At 41.5% G+C, this 17691-nt stretch carries 23 protein-coding genes; 12 read left to right on the top strand and 11 right to left on the bottom strand.

Features of this window, described 5'->3' with window-relative positions; all coding sequences use genetic code 11:
• Positions 1–11 precede the first annotated feature (11 nt).
• Positions 12–1289 (bottom strand): WXG100 family type VII secretion target, encoded by a 1278-nt coding sequence (locus WA407_RS23250; protein ID WP_336078491.1) that lies wholly within the window; start codon positions 1287–1289, stop codon positions 12–14.
• A 251-nt stretch (positions 1290–1540) separates the two neighbouring features.
• On the opposite strand from WA407_RS23250, the gene WA407_RS23245 reads away from it, so the two are divergent.
• Positions 1541–1696, top strand: coding sequence for a hypothetical protein (locus tag WA407_RS23245; RefSeq protein ID WP_230585206.1), 156 nt, complete (start codon positions 1541–1543; stop codon positions 1694–1696).
• Positions 1697–1768: 72 nt separating this feature from the next.
• Complete coding sequence (locus WA407_RS23240) at positions 1769–1957, top strand: hypothetical protein (RefSeq protein WP_230585205.1); 189 nt, start codon at positions 1769–1771, stop codon at positions 1955–1957.
• A 176-nt stretch (positions 1958–2133) separates the two neighbouring features.
• On the opposite strand, the gene WA407_RS23235 is transcribed toward WA407_RS23240, so the two are convergent.
• A complete protein-coding gene (locus tag WA407_RS23235; protein WP_029515064.1) occupies positions 2134–2313 on the bottom strand; it encodes a hypothetical protein in 180 nt (59 codons plus the stop codon).
• Positions 2314–2337: 24 nt separating this feature from the next.
• Positions 2338–2913, bottom strand: coding sequence for a hypothetical protein (locus WA407_RS23230; RefSeq protein WP_322252602.1), 576 nt, complete (start codon positions 2911–2913; stop codon positions 2338–2340).
• A 560-nt stretch (positions 2914–3473) separates the two neighbouring features.
• Between WA407_RS23230 and WA407_RS23225 the strand changes: the two genes are divergently transcribed.
• Complete coding sequence (locus WA407_RS23225; RefSeq protein ID WP_044645949.1) at positions 3474–3692, top strand: helix-turn-helix domain-containing protein; 219 nt, start codon at positions 3474–3476, stop codon at positions 3690–3692.
• A 90-nt stretch (positions 3693–3782) separates the two neighbouring features.
• Here WA407_RS23225 and WA407_RS23220 read toward each other — a convergent pair whose 3' ends face one another.
• Positions 3783–4061 (bottom strand): DUF6809 family protein, encoded by a 279-nt coding sequence (locus WA407_RS23220; protein ID WP_336078489.1) that lies wholly within the window; start codon positions 4059–4061, stop codon positions 3783–3785.
• A 114-nt stretch (positions 4062–4175) separates the two neighbouring features.
• Between WA407_RS23220 and WA407_RS23215 the strand changes: the two genes are divergently transcribed.
• Both WA407_RS23215 and WA407_RS23210 read left to right on the top strand, forming a co-directional pair.
• Positions 4176–4394: a helix-turn-helix domain-containing protein gene (locus WA407_RS23215; RefSeq protein ID WP_076295896.1), complete on the top strand. Its 219-nt coding sequence runs from the start codon at positions 4176–4178 to the stop codon at positions 4392–4394.
• A gap of 260 nt (positions 4395–4654) precedes the next feature.
• Positions 4655–4822 carry a hypothetical protein gene (locus WA407_RS23210; protein ID WP_336078488.1) on the top strand — a complete coding sequence of 56 codons (168 nt, stop codon included), beginning with the start codon at positions 4655–4657 and terminating at the stop codon, positions 4820–4822.
• 53 nt (positions 4823–4875) lie between these two features.
• Here WA407_RS23210 and WA407_RS23205 read toward each other — a convergent pair whose 3' ends face one another.
• Entirely contained in the window at positions 4876–6081 is a 1206-nt protein-coding gene (locus WA407_RS23205; RefSeq protein ID WP_336078487.1) for an MFS transporter, read from the bottom strand.
• A 188-nt stretch (positions 6082–6269) separates the two neighbouring features.
• Between WA407_RS23205 and WA407_RS23200 the strand changes: the two genes are divergently transcribed.
• The gene (locus WA407_RS23200) at positions 6270–6872 is read left to right on the top strand and encodes a TetR/AcrR family transcriptional regulator (RefSeq protein WP_254327442.1); all 603 of its coding nucleotides are present in this window, start codon (positions 6270–6272) and stop codon (positions 6870–6872) included.
• A 139-nt stretch (positions 6873–7011) separates the two neighbouring features.
• On the opposite strand, the gene WA407_RS23195 is transcribed toward WA407_RS23200, so the two are convergent.
• A complete protein-coding gene (locus WA407_RS23195; protein ID WP_336078486.1) occupies positions 7012–7854 on the bottom strand; it encodes an alpha/beta fold hydrolase in 843 nt (280 codons plus the stop codon).
• 570 nt (positions 7855–8424) lie between these two features.
• Here WA407_RS23195 and WA407_RS23190 point away from each other — a divergent pair.
• Genes WA407_RS23190 through WA407_RS23175 form a run of 4 tightly spaced genes read left to right on the top strand, consistent with a single transcriptional unit; the run spans position 8425 to position 12421 of the window.
• Positions 8425–9855 carry a spore germination protein gene (locus WA407_RS23190; protein WP_336078485.1) on the top strand — a complete coding sequence of 477 codons (1431 nt, stop codon included), beginning with the start codon at positions 8425–8427 and terminating at the stop codon, positions 9853–9855.
• Between the two features lie 14 nt (positions 9856–9869).
• On the top strand, positions 9870–11078 hold the full coding sequence (locus tag WA407_RS23185; protein ID WP_336078484.1) for a Ger(x)C family spore germination protein: 1209 nt from the start codon (positions 9870–9872) through the stop codon (positions 11076–11078).
• Between the two features lie 5 nt (positions 11079–11083).
• Entirely contained in the window at positions 11084–11311 is a 228-nt protein-coding gene (locus WA407_RS23180; RefSeq protein WP_336078483.1) for a hypothetical protein, read from the top strand.
• Between the two features lie 15 nt (positions 11312–11326).
• Complete coding sequence (locus WA407_RS23175) at positions 11327–12421, top strand: GerAB/ArcD/ProY family transporter (protein WP_336078482.1); 1095 nt, start codon at positions 11327–11329, stop codon at positions 12419–12421.
• A 54-nt stretch (positions 12422–12475) separates the two neighbouring features.
• Here the strand turns inward: WA407_RS23175 and WA407_RS23170 are convergent, their stop codons facing one another.
• Both WA407_RS23170 and WA407_RS23165 read right to left on the bottom strand, forming a co-directional pair.
• Positions 12476–13168 carry a pseudouridine synthase gene (locus WA407_RS23170; protein WP_336078481.1) on the bottom strand — a complete coding sequence of 231 codons (693 nt, stop codon included), beginning with the start codon at positions 13166–13168 and terminating at the stop codon, positions 12476–12478.
• Positions 13169–13283: 115 nt separating this feature from the next.
• Positions 13284–13481, bottom strand: a complete 198-nt coding sequence (locus WA407_RS23165; protein ID WP_013310240.1) for a DUF3934 family protein — start codon at positions 13479–13481, stop codon at positions 13284–13286.
• A gap of 179 nt (positions 13482–13660) precedes the next feature.
• Between WA407_RS23165 and WA407_RS23160 the strand changes: the two genes are divergently transcribed.
• A complete protein-coding gene (locus tag WA407_RS23160) occupies positions 13661–14089 on the top strand; it encodes a VOC family protein (protein ID WP_336078480.1) in 429 nt (142 codons plus the stop codon).
• Between the two features lie 101 nt (positions 14090–14190).
• Here WA407_RS23160 and WA407_RS23155 read toward each other — a convergent pair whose 3' ends face one another.
• A complete protein-coding gene (locus tag WA407_RS23155; protein WP_061830172.1) occupies positions 14191–14562 on the bottom strand; it encodes a winged helix-turn-helix transcriptional regulator in 372 nt (123 codons plus the stop codon).
• A 233-nt stretch (positions 14563–14795) separates the two neighbouring features.
• On the opposite strand from WA407_RS23155, the gene WA407_RS23150 reads away from it, so the two are divergent.
• A complete protein-coding gene (locus WA407_RS23150; RefSeq protein ID WP_336078479.1) occupies positions 14796–15371 on the top strand; it encodes an NAD(P)H oxidoreductase in 576 nt (191 codons plus the stop codon).
• A 275-nt stretch (positions 15372–15646) separates the two neighbouring features.
• On the opposite strand, the gene WA407_RS23145 is transcribed toward WA407_RS23150, so the two are convergent.
• Positions 15647–16654 carry a FecCD family ABC transporter permease gene (locus tag WA407_RS23145; RefSeq protein WP_336078478.1) on the bottom strand — a complete coding sequence of 336 codons (1008 nt, stop codon included), beginning with the start codon at positions 16652–16654 and terminating at the stop codon, positions 15647–15649.
• Positions 16651–17676 (bottom strand): FecCD family ABC transporter permease, encoded by a 1026-nt coding sequence (locus WA407_RS23140; RefSeq protein ID WP_336078477.1) that lies wholly within the window; start codon positions 17674–17676, stop codon positions 16651–16653. Before WA407_RS23140 ends, WA407_RS23145 begins: the two co-directional genes overlap by 4 nt.
• Between the last annotated feature and the right edge of the window lie 15 nt (positions 17677–17691).

Genomic DNA, 17691 nt, shown 5'->3' with positions numbered 1-17691 from the left:
TTTAACCTCGCTTATTTAAACATATTTTTAAAGTAATAATCTTCATAGCCTGGAAAGGATTTATTGGGTTGAGAAGGGGCATTTTCGTGAGCACCGGGCGGATAACCTTCGTAGGTTCCCTTTTCTTGATTCCAAGATTCAAGCGTGCGGTACTTCTGCCCTTCTGCCATTAATTTACGTTCTGTTAGCTCATGTTCAGCCAATTGCTTGAACCATGTTTTTTGTTCAGGAGATAACTCTCCTTTTTGGGCTGTTTTCCATGCAAAAGCAATCTCATCATCAGCAGTAAATCGTTCAAGCCTAAATTCTATTCCTCCCGGTTGAGGTACTTCATGCTTACCAAAAAATAAATGCTTTTTCATAGTTCTTATTTCATCAATACTAAGACTTGTATTACGAGCAACCTCCTCAATATCCTTCATCTTTAATTTTCTTATTGATTGGTACTCTGCTTCTGCAAATGTATCATAATCCTTTGAGCCAGCACCAGTAAAGCCTTTTCCATCTCTTGTCTCTGTGTTAAAAGTAGGGTGCTGTTCGCTTTCTTTTAAAATATTTGTACTTTTAGCACCTTCATACTTAACAGATCCCTCCAAAATATTCTTGGGCTTAATCAGCGCTTTAGTTGTCGTAGAACCTATCATCAAACTAGCCGTACCAATCAAATTTGCCATATGTTCTTTTGACCATGCATTTGTGGGATTAAATGCTCCCTGAATCATGCCCGATACTCCAAATGTACCGAAATTGAGCATGTCATTCCATGAATCGTTTTGTTTAGCTGCCCGTTCCATGTACCCTTGATACATTCCCTTTGGAATGCCGTACGACATATAATCTAGGAAGCTCCATACTGAATCAAATTTTTTCTCATATCGTTCTGAATTAGCTGCTACAAAATCCTGACCAAGCTCCGTTAAGCTATCCGCCGATTTCTGGAGCGCATTTCGTGTATCTGCAACAGGAACTGCGCAAGTATTCGGTGGAGGTGGCAAGCAACCTGGGTCTAGATTCCCATTCTCCATCATATCTGCTAATCTAAATTTATTTGCATGCTGCCGTAGTTCTCTAGCAATCGAATCTGTTAGTGTAACAAAGTCAGCCATATTCTTCTGAGATGTTTGGAAACTATAATAGAATTGCTCCTTTGTTATCCCCTCCCAAAATCGTTCCATAAACGAAATTTGCTGCGATAACTGACTATTCATTTGCATCGCCGTTTGCTGCGCAAGCTCAAATTTCTTAGAGACAGTTATAAGTTGTTCAGGTGTCACTTTAATTGTTGTCATAATTTACCTCGGTTGAGTCATTAAGACATAATAACATTATTCAAATTTATGGAAAACCATCTTTATTACTAATTGTTATATGAATTAGAAGACTTAATCCCTACGACCTCTGACTTATATTTATTAAATACAGCTCCTCCTCATTATAAAGAAGTACCTTTCTAATGCCTCATCTTCAGCAGAATATTCGAAATATATATCTTATTTTAGTCAATTTACATCAAAGTAATCTCCCTAAGGAGCAGCACGCTATGACTAAGGGTTATCGAAAATTTTTATTGGAATATGGTTACCAGGAGGACTTAGTCGACGAAAAAGCAACCAGCCTTGCGGTGGAGGAATATTTGGAAACAGTTCGTCAGAATCGTCAGATTGGCTTTGTACGTCGGGAAGCAGCAATTACTTAGGCGTATTCATATAGAGAGCATCAATCGGCAAATGAAATATCCAAGCAAACGGAGAACATCGCCACATACAACGTGAACAGGGAGGCAAAGCTTCAGGCTAAAGATCGGCTGCTGGAGCTTGCAATGAGCAAATTGTCCAGTATACAACGAGAGGTTATCCAGCGCAGTTATTTGGATGATGAGGAGAGTTTGATTACATTAGTTGCGGGGAAATGGGGATTAGCGAGGGCACGTTTAGGAGGATCAAGATCGAGGTATTGAGTATTTTAGCTGCTGCATTGAGACTGGAAGTGATTAAATAACAAACAAACAATGGAAGTGAAGTTGTTTGCTAAGCCAATAGAAGCAGTGGTTATATCAACACGTACGACGAATAACTAAAAAGGGTGGAGTTGATATAGTTTATCAACTCCACCCTTTTTCTGTGTGTGACGAGTTCAGTCTCTTTTCTTAGTACCGCTTTTTACTGTAAAAAACAACAATGATAAAAAGAATAGAGCCTGTGAAGTTTTAACCATCAACCTGATTCCTTCACCGGAATCTTTTATATCAAACAAAATATCAGCTATGGATACCAAACCTGTAGTAATAAGTATAATCAATGCGAGTATGTACACGTTTAGTCCCCCTTTTTTCCGATTTTACAGCAAGAAGAAGACAATAGCTCTGGATGCGGGTTCGGCCAACCACGCAGGCAACCCAACATATTTTAAGGCGTAAGCAAGACCGTCCTCTGCTGTGCCTGTGAAATCTACCATGATATCCAAAGCTTGCATTATTACTTGATAACCAAGATAATATTTCAAAGTTTCTTTTGCACCGTCGGTCAAAAGTGGTATCTTATCTACATAAATTTTTATCTGTTCATTCCAAGCACGTGATCCAATATTTTTCAGTTTAGAAATTAATTCTAACGCTACTTCCTTTGCGAACTTTGATCTCCAGCCTTGTGTACTTACTTCCCCAGATGGACGTTGAGTATCGACCATTCCAAGATTAGTGCCTACAGTTTTGAAAAGGTCATCATAATCAACTTGTCTTAATTCTTGCTCTACTCTTTCATCAACAATTCCATTTTCCAAGTCTATCTTAGTCTCTGAAGTTATAGAAGATTCTACGTTGTTTACAGCTTGAGCATTAGCGAAAGCAGGAAGTGTAAACGATGATAACATAAGAGCTGATAATGACGCGATACCCAATTGCTTAAACTTTTGCATAAAATCAATCCTCTCTTCATATATTTGGTATTTTCATCAATATACTAACATGAATTATATATACTTGTAAAATAGAGGGATATAGTAGATGTTTTTTCCTGTAATAATATCTATTCATAGTATTTGGATAATAAATGGTTATTATAACCTGTGAAAAGAGACTGTTTATTAAATAACTTTTGACCGAATGATGGCCGTTCGTTAGACTTTTAGCATGATATATTTATATCATGGAAAATTAAATAAGGAACACACCGCCGCTTTCGAGCCTCGGTGAACCAGGTCGGCCAATGTGCCGACCTTTTGATTTTTCAACAAACCAAATTAGGGAACATAAATCATGTCTACAGAAGCAAGCGCAGTAAGAAACGGTGGGTGCGCATATTTGGTAAAAACATTGAGTCTCAAAATCATATACTTCAAACAATATATGGATGCACATATATTTGTTCCCTTCATGCTCTAAACCTAAATGAAATCCTCCGACTAAATAGCGAAATATTCGCTAAAAATAAATAGCGATTATTTCGCTGGGATATTCTTGGTTTGGAGGTGAGAAGATGTACCAAAGAATCCGAGATTTGCGTGAAGATAGAGATTTGACTCAAACCCAAATGGCTGAATATTTGAATTGTAGTCAACGAATTTATAGCAATTACGAACGCGGCGATGTTGATATTCCTACAAGGATTCTAATCAAACTAGCTGATTTCCATAACACAAGCACAGACTACTTGTTAAACAGAACGAAACAAAAAAAACCTTATCCGGCAGGCTAGCTACTTTTAGAAATAAAAAAGGTAACTCCTCATGAAGGAGCTACCTTTCAAATTTTTTTTATAATCGCCCCCTACAATCTTCTGAACTACCTATTTCAACTCTTCTTTCCCGTCAAATACGTCAATCATTATTAGTGCCCCCATTTTATAACCTTCAATATAAGCCGAAGCGGACAATAAGGAAATTAAAACATCTTGTAAATCCGAAAGCTCTTCAATTAATTTGTAATCCTGTTCTGGCAATTTTGTTTTGAGGGCTTCCTCAGCATCGGCTATTCTCTGAGAGACCAGTTCAAACTCAGTGTCTTTCGATTTGATTCGTTCACTTGGGTTACATTTTCCGTAATAAAAGCTCTCCAAGATACTCATGTTCTACTCCTTCATGATATGTATTATTAACCCTCTGACTAATTTTAGCGAATTATTCGCTAAAAATCAATAGCGATTATTTCGCTAAGATATTCTTAGTTCGAGGTGAATATGATGTATCAACGGATTCGAGATTTACGTGAAGATAAGGATTTGACTCAAACTCAAATGGCCGATTATCTGAATTGTAGCCAGCGAATATACAGCAATTATGAACGTGGGGAAATAGACATTCCAACGGAGATTTTAATTAGACTAGCTAATTTCCACCATACAAGCACAGACTATTTACTAAATAGAACGAACCAAATAAAGCCCTACCCGGCGGGATAACATTTCTAAGAAATAAATATTAGTCTTAATCTAATTGTGCATTATTTCAATAAATGTTTTTCAACCAACGTAAAATTCTCTTTTATTGTAGATTTCCCATCCATCGTAATCAGTTTTCCACCAAGAGTATGGGTCATTTTATTGGCTTTACAAAGGAACGAAGAGGGACCATCATAATATAGTCTATGTACATACCCAACTCCCCTCAGGCGACAAGCCGTTCGCAGACACAGAGCATCAGTTGCTACTAGTTCTGGAGGATGGCGAAGTCGAACTACAGGCTGTCCAGTCTGGTGCGTATTGCACCTCATTTTTATAGTAAGATTGAATGCAAACACAAGGAGCATTGCCCTGTCGACAACATCGACCTGGACAATGCTCTTTATTTTATTGCAACTGTCCTTGGGACAGCATCTTCTGTGCATTAAAGTTAGAAGTCATAACAAGAAAATTTTTAAAAAAATCTTCACTAATTACCATATTACTGTGGAGGGAAAGAATGCTTTTTGCCAACCCAAGCCACGAGAAGCGCAAGGAATAAGAGCGTGAATAATGCCCATGAAAATGATCCCGCACCAAAAGTTTCAAGTAAAATACCCCCAGCCATCCCGCCGCCAGCGATAGCCAGATTCCATACGGTCGTGTTAATCGGCATCACCATATCCACTTTGCTCTCCCCTGCAGCCTGAGCAAGCGCCGTTTGCAATAGCGTTGCTGCGCCGCCGAAAGTTAAACCCCATACCGTAACAATGATATAGATGATAAGGACATTGGAGTTGCTAAAGCTCATGGCAATAGAAATTAAGACGAAGGAAATAAGACTAATAAGGACAAGCTTACGCAGCCAACGGTCGATGAATACGCCAGTTATCCATATACCTACAAGAGCAGCAATGCCAAAGAAAGCCAGCGCCAGACTCACTCTCTCCCCCATCCCATTGGACGCAAGAAATGGAGCAATATAAGTGTAGAGAATATTATGTGCTGTCATCCAGGTCAGTACAACCAATAGTATGGGCCGAATCCCCGGTGTAAGGAAGACTGCATAGATCGAAGCTTGCTTATCGGAGGACTGTCCCGGATAGTCCGGCACCTTCCAAAGCACCCACGCGATCAGTATAACAGTCAGTAGCGACATGATTCCAAAAACAGAACGCCAACCCATAAGGTTCCCCAGAAACGTTCCCGCCGGGACACCAATAGCCAAGGCGATGGGCGTTCCAACCATGGCAACCGCCATCCCCCTCCCCTTCAATGTAGCAGAGACCATGCGGAGAGCGTAACCGCCGATCATACCCCATAGAACTCCAGCCGAAACTCCTGCCAGCAGACGGGCAGCCAGCGTCAGTATGTAGCTGGAGGAAATTGCGGTGACACTGTTAAAAACCAGGAAACCGCAGATAGCCAGAAGTAACAGCGGACGCCTCCGCCATTGGCGGGTAACTATAGCTACAGGGATGGCAGCCACTAAAGAACCGATGGCATAGACAGTGACCAGTTGACCAGCCATTGCCTCTGAAATATAAAGTCCCTTGCTTATTTGCGGAAGCAAACCAGCCGGAATCGTTTCCGTCATAATACAGATGAATCCTGTCATAGCCAAAGCGAGCAGGCCAAGCCAGGGAAAGCGCTCAGATGAGACGGAAGAAGCAATCTTTGCAGTAGTAGAAGAATTATTGCTGGACATTAGCGCAGCTCCTTAATATCGATTTCAAAACAAGTTCAAGCGAAAAATCAAACACATATACCAATGATTTGCCCTCCTTTTATTTCAATTATGGATCAATCATTCCATATTTTAAAGATGCCTCTCGGTCTTGTCAATTACTTTTGGATCGATTAGTATATAAGTACAAGATAAAAGGAGGCGACTCCATGGTTAGAACCGGAAGACCACGTAAATTCAGTCGCGACGAAGCGATCTCCCAAGCTATGATGTTGTTTTGGGAGCATGGATTTGAATCAACCTCTTTGGCTCAGCTCAAAAAGGCGATGGGCGGCATCTCCTCAGCCAGCTTTTATGCAGCTTTTGAATCAAAAGACGCATTATTCAAAGAAGCGCTGGACCAGTATTTGGCTACATACGGACAAGTATCGACAAGCCTTACAAACTATTCACTTTCATCGCGCACAGCTATTGAATTAGCCTTAAGATGTTCAGCAATCATGCAGACTGAGCAGACCCATCCCTTGGGTTGTTTAGTCATATTCTCTGCAAATACTTGTTCGCCGGAAAACACTCATATTCGAGAACTATTGACCAGGCAAAGAGCAGTGACTAGGAACAAGTTCCATGCTCGTATTGAGCGAGCTACCAAGAACGGAGAACTTCAAGAATCCACAAATGTTAGCATGTTAACCACACTATTCGTTACCTTTCTAGAAGGTATATCTACGGAAGCCAGAGATGGTGTGCCCCTAGACAACATTGATGCAGCCATAACCAAATTGATGGAGCTTTGGGATACTTGTGCCTGAGACTGGCTCAGTTTTCATGAAATAAGGGCATACAAATAGAAAAGGCAATCCTCCTAAAAAAGGAGATTGCCTTTTTATTCAGTAAGATTGCTTCTCTCAAAAACGGCTTTATTCAGCCTATCCTACACATCAGTTTGACTTAATTGGGTATCGAAGTGTGATTTGAAATAGAATCGATTATTAAATCCCAATCGTCGTAGTGAAGTTCATGTCCAGTACCTTCCAATGTCAGTAAAACCGCACCTGGAATTTCGTTAGCAAGATTGATTCCGTGTTCATAAGGGATAATCGGATCTTCAGTACCGTGTATAACCAGAGCAGGGACGGTTATTTCCCTTGTCCTAGCCAGATAGGATTCTCCACCTGACAGCATTGCGTGATTGTTCATGCTGGCTATATTGTTGCTTCTTTTCCATTCTTCTTTTGCTAATTTATAAACTTTTTTCTCATCGAAAGCGTGTTTTGAACCTACTAGAATTCTTGATCTACCTATCACAAAATCGACCACCGATTGTTCGTTCGTCCAATCTATTGCTCCCATATTCGAGAAATAGTCCATAACCTTTTCCTCCATCGGTGGAAGATCGGGAGCAAAATTGGACGTTGATACGAGGGTAACGGTTAGAACTCTGCCTGGATGTCGCAGAGCTATCATTTGAGTCAGCATGCCGCCCATGGACATGCCCACAATATGCGCTTGCTCAATCTTATACGCATCCAATACTCGAATATCATCATCTGCCATGTCTTCGAAAGTATAGTCCGGTTGCCCAGGTTCATAGGTTGTAGAACGTCCAACATCTCGGTTATCATAGCGAACGACAAAGCGACCTGTCTCTGCTAAACGCTGGCAGAATTCTTCCTCCCACCAGACCAGTGAGGATTGAGCCCCCATAATCAGTAATATTGCCGGGTTAACTTGCTTTCCAAAACTGTCAGTACAAATTACTATTCCATCGCTTTTTATGAGTTGTTCGTTCATGTAGAATTCCTCCCCTCAATGATATATAAAACAAAAAAACACAGAATATTAGTCTATGTTTACAGTAATCGAAAAATAATTTAGAAATGAATGCGAATTATCTTCATCACTTACTCCATAAAGTACTTTCAGTTCCTCTTCCTTCATCGTAAATGTATGTTTTTCTTCAGGAAACGTTTATTCTTCACATCAGCAGTATAAGCTTGAATGGACTCTAATATAAACGGATTCAATGCCCTCCTCCTCAATTTAAATGGGACATATATTCAAATGCTGTTGTTCCATATACACTTCTACTAGTCCTGACTAGGCCCAGCTATGGAATTTAGAGTTTTCCGTAGTCAAACGGATGTTTTAAGCACACAATTGGTTTCTTTCACGCTGTTTGCTATATCAAAATTCCCCTTATCCAAGAGTTTCTTGTTGTCCGCAGCTGTCTTTTAAAAATTACTTAGCCCGAATCCTCCACCATTAAGATGTCATTGACCTTACCGACAACAAACGCAATTATGGATTATTGTGGTATTATTTCGGATTATTGTTAATACTACTTATCTGAGGAGGGTGAAAATGAAGTTACATACAAAATTTTCAAGACAATTATGCCGGAATATCGATCTCATTTGTGACTTCATGGGAAACAGTTCGGATTTTATTGTTCGTGAAATCACAGCTGGCCATAAACACGCCGCACTTTTTTATTTGGACGGAATGACTGACATGCAAAAGGTACAGGACAATGTGATCCGTCCGTTGCATGATCGTGTCTCCTCTGACGAGATCACTTTACCGTTATTGAAAAACGCAATTTTGGACATTGGTGAAGCAAGCTTTGCTCAAAACTTTGAAGATGCTTTGGAACAGATCCTCTCAGGTGGTCTTCTCCTACTCCTGGACGATATGGATGAAGGATTGATCATTTCTTTGCCTGGATGGGAAGAACGCAGCATTACAGATTCGAAGACACAGCCTGTGGTCAGAGGTCCGCAAGAGTCGTTTACAGAAACTTTACGTACGAATACGACTATGGTTCGTCGAAGGGTGAAGGATACAAGAGTACGTCTAACTACCATAACAGTTGGCGAAAAAACCAAGACCGATATATCGGTCATGTATTTGCATGGGGTCGCTGACCCAAAAAAGGTGCAGGACATGATATCCAAGTTAAAGAACATGCATGTAGAAGGGGTGCTTGAAAGCGAATATTTGGAAGAATGTCTCCAAGAAAATAAACAACTCACGATATTTCCGATCTTTTATAATTCTGATCGCCCAGACTCTATTGCAGCAGGAATTATGGAGGGGAAAATTGCGATATTTGTGGATGGATCTCCCTTCGCCATCCTTGCACCTGCGGTGTTTGTAGACTTTCTTCAATCCGCAGAAGATTATTATCAATCCTTTATTTACAGTAGTATCATTCGAATATTAAGGTACATATGCCTGGCAATCTGTATGTTGGCTCCGGCCATTTATGTCGCATTAACGACATTTCATCAGGATATGATTCCAACAGTTTTGTTATTAAGCTTATCCGCGCAACGTGAAGGAGTTCCGTTTCCAGCATTTATTGAGGCGATGATCATGGAAGTGGTTTTTGAAATTCTGAGGGAGGCAGGTCTTCGTATGCCACGGACGGTCGGTCAAGCCGTTTCTATTGTCGGGTCAATAGTGATCGGCCAGGCTGCTGTAGAAGCAAACATCGTTTCGGCTGTTATGGTCATTGTTGTTGCAATAACTGCCATTTCGAGCTTTGTCATTCCCTCGTACACCTTTGCCATTCCAATCCGGATATTACGTTTCGCTTTCATAGGCATAGCCGCTATGTTTGGTGTGTACGGATTGACTGTTGGTATTCTCATGCTCTTTGTGCATCTCAATGGGCTTCATTCATTCGGTGTACCGTATTTAAGTCCCTTTGCCAATTACAAATCGTCTGAGCAGAGGGACGCCATATTGCGTTTTCCATATAGAACTAACAAAAAACATCGCAAAAACTAAAGGAGTAGACCATCATGAACTCGTATCGATCCACCATTTTATTACTGATTATGTCCATCTGGCTAATGGTGTTTTTTACGGGTTGCTGGAACAGTAAGGAATTGAGCGCAATTTCCGTCGTGATGGCTCTGGGCATTGATGCAGTTGATGACCAATATGAAGTCAGTTTACAAGTGGTTGACCCAACGAAAATGTCTCAGAATTCCCCCATGGAACGGACGCCAACGATCGTTTTTTCCAAACGCGCCGATACCATATTTGAAGCTATTCGAAAATTAACAACGGAATCGTCCCGAAAAATGTATATGTCTCACTTAAAGTTTGTCATTTTTGATGAAAAAACGGCAAAAAAAGGAATCAAGGAGCCGCTGGACTTTCTGTTCCGTGATCATGAAGTTCGGCCTGATTTCTATTTGGCCGTTGTCAGAGGAAGCTCGGCAAAGGAGGCCGTTACTTTTGTAACTCCAACCGAGGTCTTGCCTGCAATGGATATGTATAAGGCATTAAGGCTTTCTGAAAAAGCATGGGCTCCAACTTCCGCGGTCAATGTGAAAGATATTTTACAGAGTTTCACAGATGATGGCATTGAACCGGTTCTCACCGGTATTCGACTGACAAACCTAGAAAAAGGTCTAACTATTGATAATGTGACAAAGTCGCCCCAACATGTTAAATACTTTTTTACTGGAATTGGTGTTTTCAAGGGCGACCGACTTATCAATTGGATGGATGATTCACAAAGTAAAGCCTTTACCTATATATCCAATCGTGTTTCCAGCACCGTAGCTTCCATCGATTGTCCGAATTCCAAAGGAAAATTTGTTGTTGAAGTAATCCGTTCCAAAGTAAAGATGCGTCCAAAAATAATAGATCATGAGCCGCACATTTCTCTTATTGTGGATACAGAATCCAATATCGGAACGGTCTCGTGCAATGCCAACCTTAAGAATGAAGAGACATTTAGAGATCTTCAAGAATCAGCTAAAGAGCATCTGGAACAATCTTTGAAGGAGGGCATTTCGTACGCACAACAAATCGGTTCCGATATATTCGGGTTTGGAGAAGCTTTTCACCGCAAGTTCCCACGTGAATGGCATAAATGGAAAGAGGATTGGCCACAAAAATTTCAAACGCTTAAAGTGGATATTCAGCTCAATTATCGTTTAGTCCGGTTCGGGGACATTACCAGTCCAATCGATATGGGAATACACAATCAGGAGTGAATGCAATGCTTTATGTGATTCTCGTAACTTCCATTTTAACATCTTTGTATGAGTTTAAAAAATTCAAGGAGAAACAATATGTGCGTGAAATTGTATTCAGCTCGATATTGTTGATTATAGGCGTTATATTGATTATCCTACGGATCGCCAACATTAAACTGCCGACTCCACTGAAGGGCATTCAAATCCTATTTCAACCAATAAGTCGGTTACTTACAGAAATATTATCTTAAGGGGGGGGTATTGGAATGAACTCCAATTTGACGGTTCGACAAGCTATTTTGTGGTTTGCATTGTATCAAATAGGAAGCGCATATCTGGTGCTCCCAGCGGTAATTACCGCTGTCGCAAAACAAGATGCCTGGCTCTCCATCCCAGTCTCCTTAGGTTTCCATCTGTTATTGATACCTTTATATGCCTCCATCGCTAGGCAAATGCAGGGGAAATCTTTCGTAGAGCATCTCCGTTGCCTCTTCGGTCCCTTGGGCGGGACGATCAGCATCGTTTTCATTTTTTTCTTTCCCTTTCTTGTGTTCATTATGACACTTCGAAATCTGGGCGACTTTATCACGATAGCTATTATGCCGGAAACTCCCTCCGACGCGATATATTTCATCATGCTTATAGTCATTTATTTTGCCGTTCGATCAGGCCCTGCTGTAATTGGCCGTTGTGCGGAAATCCTATTTTTTTTCCTTCTGGTTCTGTATCTGTTGGTCAGGGTTACCCTTCTTTCTGATACCACCATAGATAATGTGCTCCCTATTTTAGAGTATGGTTTGAACCCTATCGTTCTCGCTTCGTTCAATTTGTTTGCCTTTCCCTACCTTGAGGCAATTCTGTATCTTTTTTTTGCACAGCACATCCCCGATCCAAAAAAGTGGAGAAAGACAGTGATAACTTGTGCTTTGATTAGCGGCGGCATGTATTTTTTCATGGTTCTACAAATAATCGCCGTGATGAGTGAAGGTGTTGTATCTAATTTGACATTTCCTACTTTTTTTATTAACCGAACAATCAGTAACGGAGAGTTTCTTCAACGGTTTGAAATTTTCGTTGCAGTGTTCTGGTTTGTCACCATTTTTTTCCGACTCGCACTGCTTTTATATGTTTCAGCGCAAGGGCTTGCAGATGCTTTTCGTCTTCGAAGCGCTAACTCTCTCTTAGTTCCTCTGATCCTAATCGCATTGGCAATGGTTCATTCTATTTGGCCAAATATGCAATTTTTAATCAAGTTTTTTTCAGTATGGCCTTTTTACGCCATGATTTTCGGTATCGTGTTTCCTATTGTGCTATGGCTGGTGGGTAAGGTATCGTTGAAATTACGTAAAAAGTATCACTAAAGTTGCGTTGGCTGTATGAACATACTGTTCTCAAATAAACTTTTGTTGTACTCATTATTGCAATTTAGCAAGAAGTAGCTCCAGTTCCGCCTTCTCAAGATGTCTCCATTGTCCACGCTCCAGATGATCCAAGGTAATATTCATAATTCGAACACGTTCCAGCTTTAGCACCCTGTACCCCAAGGCCTTGCACATTCTGCGAATTTGCAAGTTCAGACCCTGCGTCAAAATAATGCGGAACTCGTATTCGCTCGTACGATCAACCTTGCACGGTTTGGTAATGACGTTCAATATTTCAACGCCACAAGACATGGCCTGCGTAAACTCGTTTGTAACAGGTTGGTCTACAGTCACTACATACTCCTTCTCATGACCATGTTCGGAACGCATCATTTGATTGACGATGCTTCCATCGTTGGTTAATAGAATGAGTCCCTCTGACGCTTTATCCAGCCTGCCGATGGCAAAAATCCGCGAAGGATAATTGACATAACTAATAATATTGCCAGCCACTTGCTCCGCTGCGGTACAAACAATGCCTATAGGCTTATTCAGAGCCAAATATACAGGTTCACTGGAATTGAGCGGAATAGCTTCTCCATCAATCAGCACGATATCCTGTTGCCCTACTTCTGCGCCCGCTTCACAAACATTTCCATTAATCGTAATTCGCCCTGCTGCAATCAGCCTGTTGGTTTCCCGACGTGAGCAAAATCCTGTCTCACTGATGTACTTGTTAATTCTCACGATTCACCTGCTTCTGATTATAATATGCGAGTTTAAGTAAAATAATTAAAAAAACACCTGATTGTTCTTGCTTAATCAGATGTTCGACGTTTACGACAACTTATACTTTCCCGGCTTATTTGCTACTGTTGCCGCCGCTTTTATTCCTTGTTGGTTTGGCAGTGCCGCCTTTTGTGCCACCTGCCGCTTTGCTTCCCGGTGCGCTTGTAGAAGCGCTTTTTGTCCTTACTGGCTTCGCAGTTTTGTTCCAGCGTGTCCAGCCCTTACTACCTGTACCTCTGCCGGTCCCGCCGCCCTTGCTTTTTCCACCCATATGATCACTCCATTACTAGTCGTTCAGATTTAACTAAGCTATCATACCATTACTTTGATCATCATGCCCATTTCTTTTAAAAATTGAACATGTTAAGCCGCAAATACTTTCGCAAAACGGATCTTGTTGTATTTTTGTTTGTTTGCAAGTAAATAATGATTCTTGAAGGAGTGAAACACATGTCTGTTGATGTTTATCTTAACTTTAATGGAAATTGTCGTGAAGCAGCGGAGTTTTACGCAGAGGCATTTGGGACTGAGAAACCACAAATGATGACGTTCGGTGAAGCACCACCCAATCCCGATTATCCTCTCCCTGAAGAAGCCAAAAATTTGGTCATGCATACGCGCCTTCAAATTGATGGTAGTAATGTCATGTTCTCAGACGTTTTTCCTGGTATGCCTTTCGTAGCCGGAAACAACATCAGCCTCGCCATCGTCAATAAGGACGAAGAGAAAATTCGATCGTACTTTCATAAGTTAAAAGAAGGAGGAACCGTAAGCATGGAACTTCAAGAAACATTTTGGAGTAAATGTTGCGGTAGCCTTAAAGATAAGTTCGGAATTGAATGGCAGTTAAGCTATGATAACGGAATGACCGACAGTTAGTCTGTTATATTAACCTACGACAGTTAAGCCCTCACAAGCTATTCTGACTGAATGCTTTGTGAGGGCTTAATATTAGCTTGAAGTTACTCTATACAGCAGCCTTAGAATTCTTCCAAGACCTTGAATTTGTCTCCATGGATCTTATCCAAGTGATCCTCTCCCCAGTAGCATAAATGGTCTAGCGCGGGTTTTAATCCCCAGCCGTAGTCCGTTAACTCATACTCCACTTTAGGAGGGACTTCATTATAAACCTTTCGTGTAACGATCTCATCCTTTTCTAGGCCTCTGAGCTGAGTAGTCAGCATTTTTTGTGTAATGCCGGGTATTAACCGACGAAACTCAGATGTTCGTTTCCGTCCTGTCATCAGATGGTAGATAATCAAAGGCTTCCATTTCCCTCCCATCACCTCTAAAGCCGCTTCCACTCCAACTTGATACTTCTTTTGAACCCTATTTTTTATCTGTTCAGTCATTTCTTAATCCTCCTTTAGAAGGCTTCGTTTGCTCAGAACAACCATCACTTAAATTCATTACTCAGATCAGTTTCTAGGGAATCTACCTAGGGCACTTCCATGTTCCTATGGCACCTGTATCATCCTATAGAACTTAAAAGTGCGTACTTCCAGATTATTCTCCTACTGTATATAATAGCATCAAGCATTGAGCATTCCTAGAAGTAAACTATTGAGAAAGGTAGTGAAGAAGCATGAAAGTATTAACCGTTGTTTCACACCCGAGAAAAGATTCCTTGACCTTTAAGGTTGCTGATCGTTTCGTACAGGGTCTTGCCGATGCAGGCCACGATTATGAGTTATTGGATTTGCATGAGATTGGTTTTGATCCTATTTTAAAAGGAGTAGATGAACCGGATTTGACAGTTGCGGAACAGTCCTTTTCCCCTGAAGTAGAAATGGAAATGAGGCGGATGAAGGAGCATGATGCATTGGCATTTATTTTTCCTCTTTGGTGGTGGAATTTGCCAGCTATGCTGAAGGGTTATATTGACCGTGTATGGAACAATGGGTTTGCGTACGGTTCGAATTACCTGCATCATCAGCATGTCTTGTGGATTGGCTTGGCCGGAGTTTCGAAGGAACAGATGAAAAAGCGTAAGTATGATGAAATGATTACTCATTTGCTGAATGTGGGAATTGCAGATTATTGCGGGGTTTCCAATTCCAAGGTTGAATTCTTATATGAGACCCTGAGTTCAAATTCCGGTCATTTTGAAATGCTGCTGGACCAAGCTTATCACTTGGGTTTGAATTATGCCAAGGATTAGGCTTTAAGTAGGCTGAGTTTGAACAATCGTGACAACTTATTGGCCCAACGTATCAAAACTCCTACAATGATAATGTGTTTCCTACAATAATTGTTCAGCTTTATAGCAAATCAATTTTTTACAATCCCCACCCTTCAAGACGAAGGCCGGAAATCCTAACAGAATGTGAGAAAGAATTGTTTTTCCATAAGGAGACCTAAGTAGTAACAAAAAAAGATACTAACCTAGCCATTTTTTCTATGGACATGGGTTAGCGTCTTTTCATTTATCTGCATTTAACTGGCTTTCGACAGTAAGTAAAGGAAATAAGGGGTGACCAGTATGGTGATAATAATTCCGGTTGGAATATCTGCCCCAAAACTAATCGTCCGAGTAAGTGTGTCAGCAATCAAAATGACGAGTGCACCAACTAATGCCGTCGTAGGTAGCAATAGCTTATGATTGGGCCCTACTAGCTTGCGCGCTAGATGGGGGCTGACCATGCCTACAAAAAAGAAATTTCCGCCAAGTGCCACGCTACCAGAAGCAAGCGCAACGGCAGCAATCGTCAAGCCGATAAACTCCCTTTTAATTGCTACGCCGAGGCCTGATGCTGTCTGATTCCCCAAATTCAACGTATTGAGTGTGTTAGACCTGTAAAAAACGTAAAAACAGATGATAAGCACCCACGGGAGCAGCACCATAATATAGCTCCAGTCATCCCCCCACAGGTCTCCAGCCTGCCATCTCAAAGCAAAGTCATACTGTTGCTTGTCTAGCCGGAGTGTCAACATCAGAGATAATGCGCTGTAGCCACTGCCCATAGCGACACCAGTTAAAATTAAGCCTGTAGGCGAGATGTCTCTTCCCCGCCTGAAAGCAAACATAAAAATCATAAATGCTGCCGTAAGGCCGCCTGCAAAAGCCAGCCCAGGAAGAAGAATAGGCGATAGCAATCCTTCACTAGCGAACAACGTAATATACATAAGTACAAATAACCCTGAGCCTGAGCTGATGCCGAGTGTTCCCGGACTGGCCATGTCGTTTTTGAGCAAGCTTTGCATAATACAGCCTGATATCCCCATGCCAATACCTACCAATATAGAAAGCACAATACGTGGCAGTCGAAAGTCAAACACGATTAGGTTCTGTTTGCTCGTTCCTTCGCCAATGATGACCTTGAAAACTTCGAGTGGAGTTAGGTTCATTTTCCCAACATTCATACTAAGTACAGCCACTAGCAGCGTCAGCACTACTAACAGTAAAATAATGCTAATCCCCCTGGTATTACGGGACAGTTTCAACTAAACTCCCTCCTCTGCTTGCGCACAAGGTAGAGAAAATAGGGTACGCCCACCAAGGCAAAAATAATGCCAAGAGGTGTTTCGTGAGGACGATTGATCAGACGTCCGAGTAAATCCGCCGCCAACAGAAAGACTGCTCCATACAAAGCTGAGGCCGGGATAATATACCGATAATCCGTTCCGACCAGATGGCGCATAATGTGTGGCACGATCAAACCAACGAAGCCAACAGGGCCGACCACAATAACCGATAACCCCGTTAGAATTAATACAATTAAGGTTGAAAACAGCTTAATCCTGTTTGCACGAATACCCAAGCCTGATGCCACATCCTCCCCGAAGCTCAAAATCGTAATCGAGGGAGAAAGCACGATGGCACAGATCAAACCCACTACAAACAGTGGCGCAATGAAAACTAATTCACCCCACTTGGCACTGGCTGTACCACCAGCAGACCAGTAATCAAGGGCTTGGCCAATCTCATACTTAATAGCGATAAACGTACTAAACGCACCAAAAAGCATGGAGATGGACATTCCTGCCAGCACCAGTCGCTGAGGCGTCATTCCTCGCTTGCCTATAGATGCGATGTAATACGTAATGCCTGTAGTGATTGCTGCACCTAGACAAGAATACAGCATGGTTTCTCCGTAGGTGCGACCAGGCAGAAAGGCCATACATAACGCAATAGCAAATGTCGAGCCAGAACTTATGCCAATGAGTCCCGAATCCGCTAGTGGATTACGAGTGGTTCCCTGCATAATTGCCCCACACACAGCCAAGCTGCACCCTACAATGATATCTGCCACGGTTCGTGGAAAACGCAAGGTGTGAATAATCTGATGTTCTGTAATGTTGGGATCAAACTGAAATATAGCACCCCATGCCAGCTTCAGGCTCATTTCCGCAGCACCAAAGGTAATAGATGCTGCGGTAACCAGCAGGAGCAGGAACACGCCCACGATCATGTAGCTTACAAAATGAAATATTCCTTTTTTATTTGGCTCTTTGTGAGTAGACATCGATTACACCCTTAG

Origin of the sequence: Paenibacillus sp. 203 (assembly GCF_037027525.1) — a bacterium.
GTDB classification, from domain to species: Bacteria; Bacillota; Bacilli; order Paenibacillales; family Paenibacillaceae; genus Paenibacillus; species Paenibacillus polymyxa_B.
This window is presented reverse-complemented; position numbering and strand designations above follow the sequence as displayed.

Coding starts and splice junctions, on each gene's coding strand:
- WA407_RS23245 (WP_230585206.1), top strand. CDS start 1,541: ATGACTAAGGGTTATCGAAAATTTTTATTGGAATATGGTTACCAGGAG.
- WA407_RS23140 (WP_336078477.1), bottom strand. CDS start 17,676: ATGTCTACTCACAAAGAGCCAAATAAAAAAGGAATATTTCATTTTGTA.
- WA407_RS23200 (WP_254327442.1), top strand. CDS start 6,270: ATGGTTAGAACCGGAAGACCACGTAAATTCAGTCGCGACGAAGCGATC.
- WA407_RS23180 (WP_336078483.1), top strand. CDS start 11,084: ATGCTTTATGTGATTCTCGTAACTTCCATTTTAACATCTTTGTATGAG.
- WA407_RS23165 (WP_013310240.1), bottom strand. CDS start 13,481: ATGGGTGGAAAAAGCAAGGGCGGCGGGACCGGCAGAGGTACAGGTAGT.
- WA407_RS23205 (WP_336078487.1), bottom strand. CDS start 6,081: ATGTCCAGCAATAATTCTTCTACTACTGCAAAGATTGCTTCTTCCGTC.
- WA407_RS23215 (WP_076295896.1), top strand. CDS start 4,176: ATGTATCAACGGATTCGAGATTTACGTGAAGATAAGGATTTGACTCAA.
- WA407_RS23175 (WP_336078482.1), top strand. CDS start 11,327: ATGAACTCCAATTTGACGGTTCGACAAGCTATTTTGTGGTTTGCATTG.
- WA407_RS23155 (WP_061830172.1), bottom strand. CDS start 14,562: ATGACTGAACAGATAAAAAATAGGGTTCAAAAGAAGTATCAAGTTGGA.
- WA407_RS23185 (WP_336078484.1), top strand. CDS start 9,870: ATGAACTCGTATCGATCCACCATTTTATTACTGATTATGTCCATCTGG.
- WA407_RS23195 (WP_336078486.1), bottom strand. CDS start 7,854: ATGAACGAACAACTCATAAAAAGCGATGGAATAGTAATTTGTACTGAC.
- WA407_RS23230 (WP_322252602.1), bottom strand. CDS start 2,913: ATGCAAAAGTTTAAGCAATTGGGTATCGCGTCATTATCAGCTCTTATG.
- WA407_RS23150 (WP_336078479.1), top strand. CDS start 14,796: ATGAAAGTATTAACCGTTGTTTCACACCCGAGAAAAGATTCCTTGACC.
- WA407_RS23225 (WP_044645949.1), top strand. CDS start 3,474: ATGTACCAAAGAATCCGAGATTTGCGTGAAGATAGAGATTTGACTCAA.
- WA407_RS23160 (WP_336078480.1), top strand. CDS start 13,661: ATGTCTGTTGATGTTTATCTTAACTTTAATGGAAATTGTCGTGAAGCA.
- WA407_RS23210 (WP_336078488.1), top strand. CDS start 4,655: ATGGCGAAGTCGAACTACAGGCTGTCCAGTCTGGTGCGTATTGCACCT.
- WA407_RS23250 (WP_336078491.1), bottom strand. CDS start 1,289: ATGACAACAATTAAAGTGACACCTGAACAACTTATAACTGTCTCTAAG.
- WA407_RS23220 (WP_336078489.1), bottom strand. CDS start 4,061: ATGAGTATCTTGGAGAGCTTTTATTACGGAAAATGTAACCCAAGTGAA.
- WA407_RS23190 (WP_336078485.1), top strand. CDS start 8,425: ATGAAGTTACATACAAAATTTTCAAGACAATTATGCCGGAATATCGAT.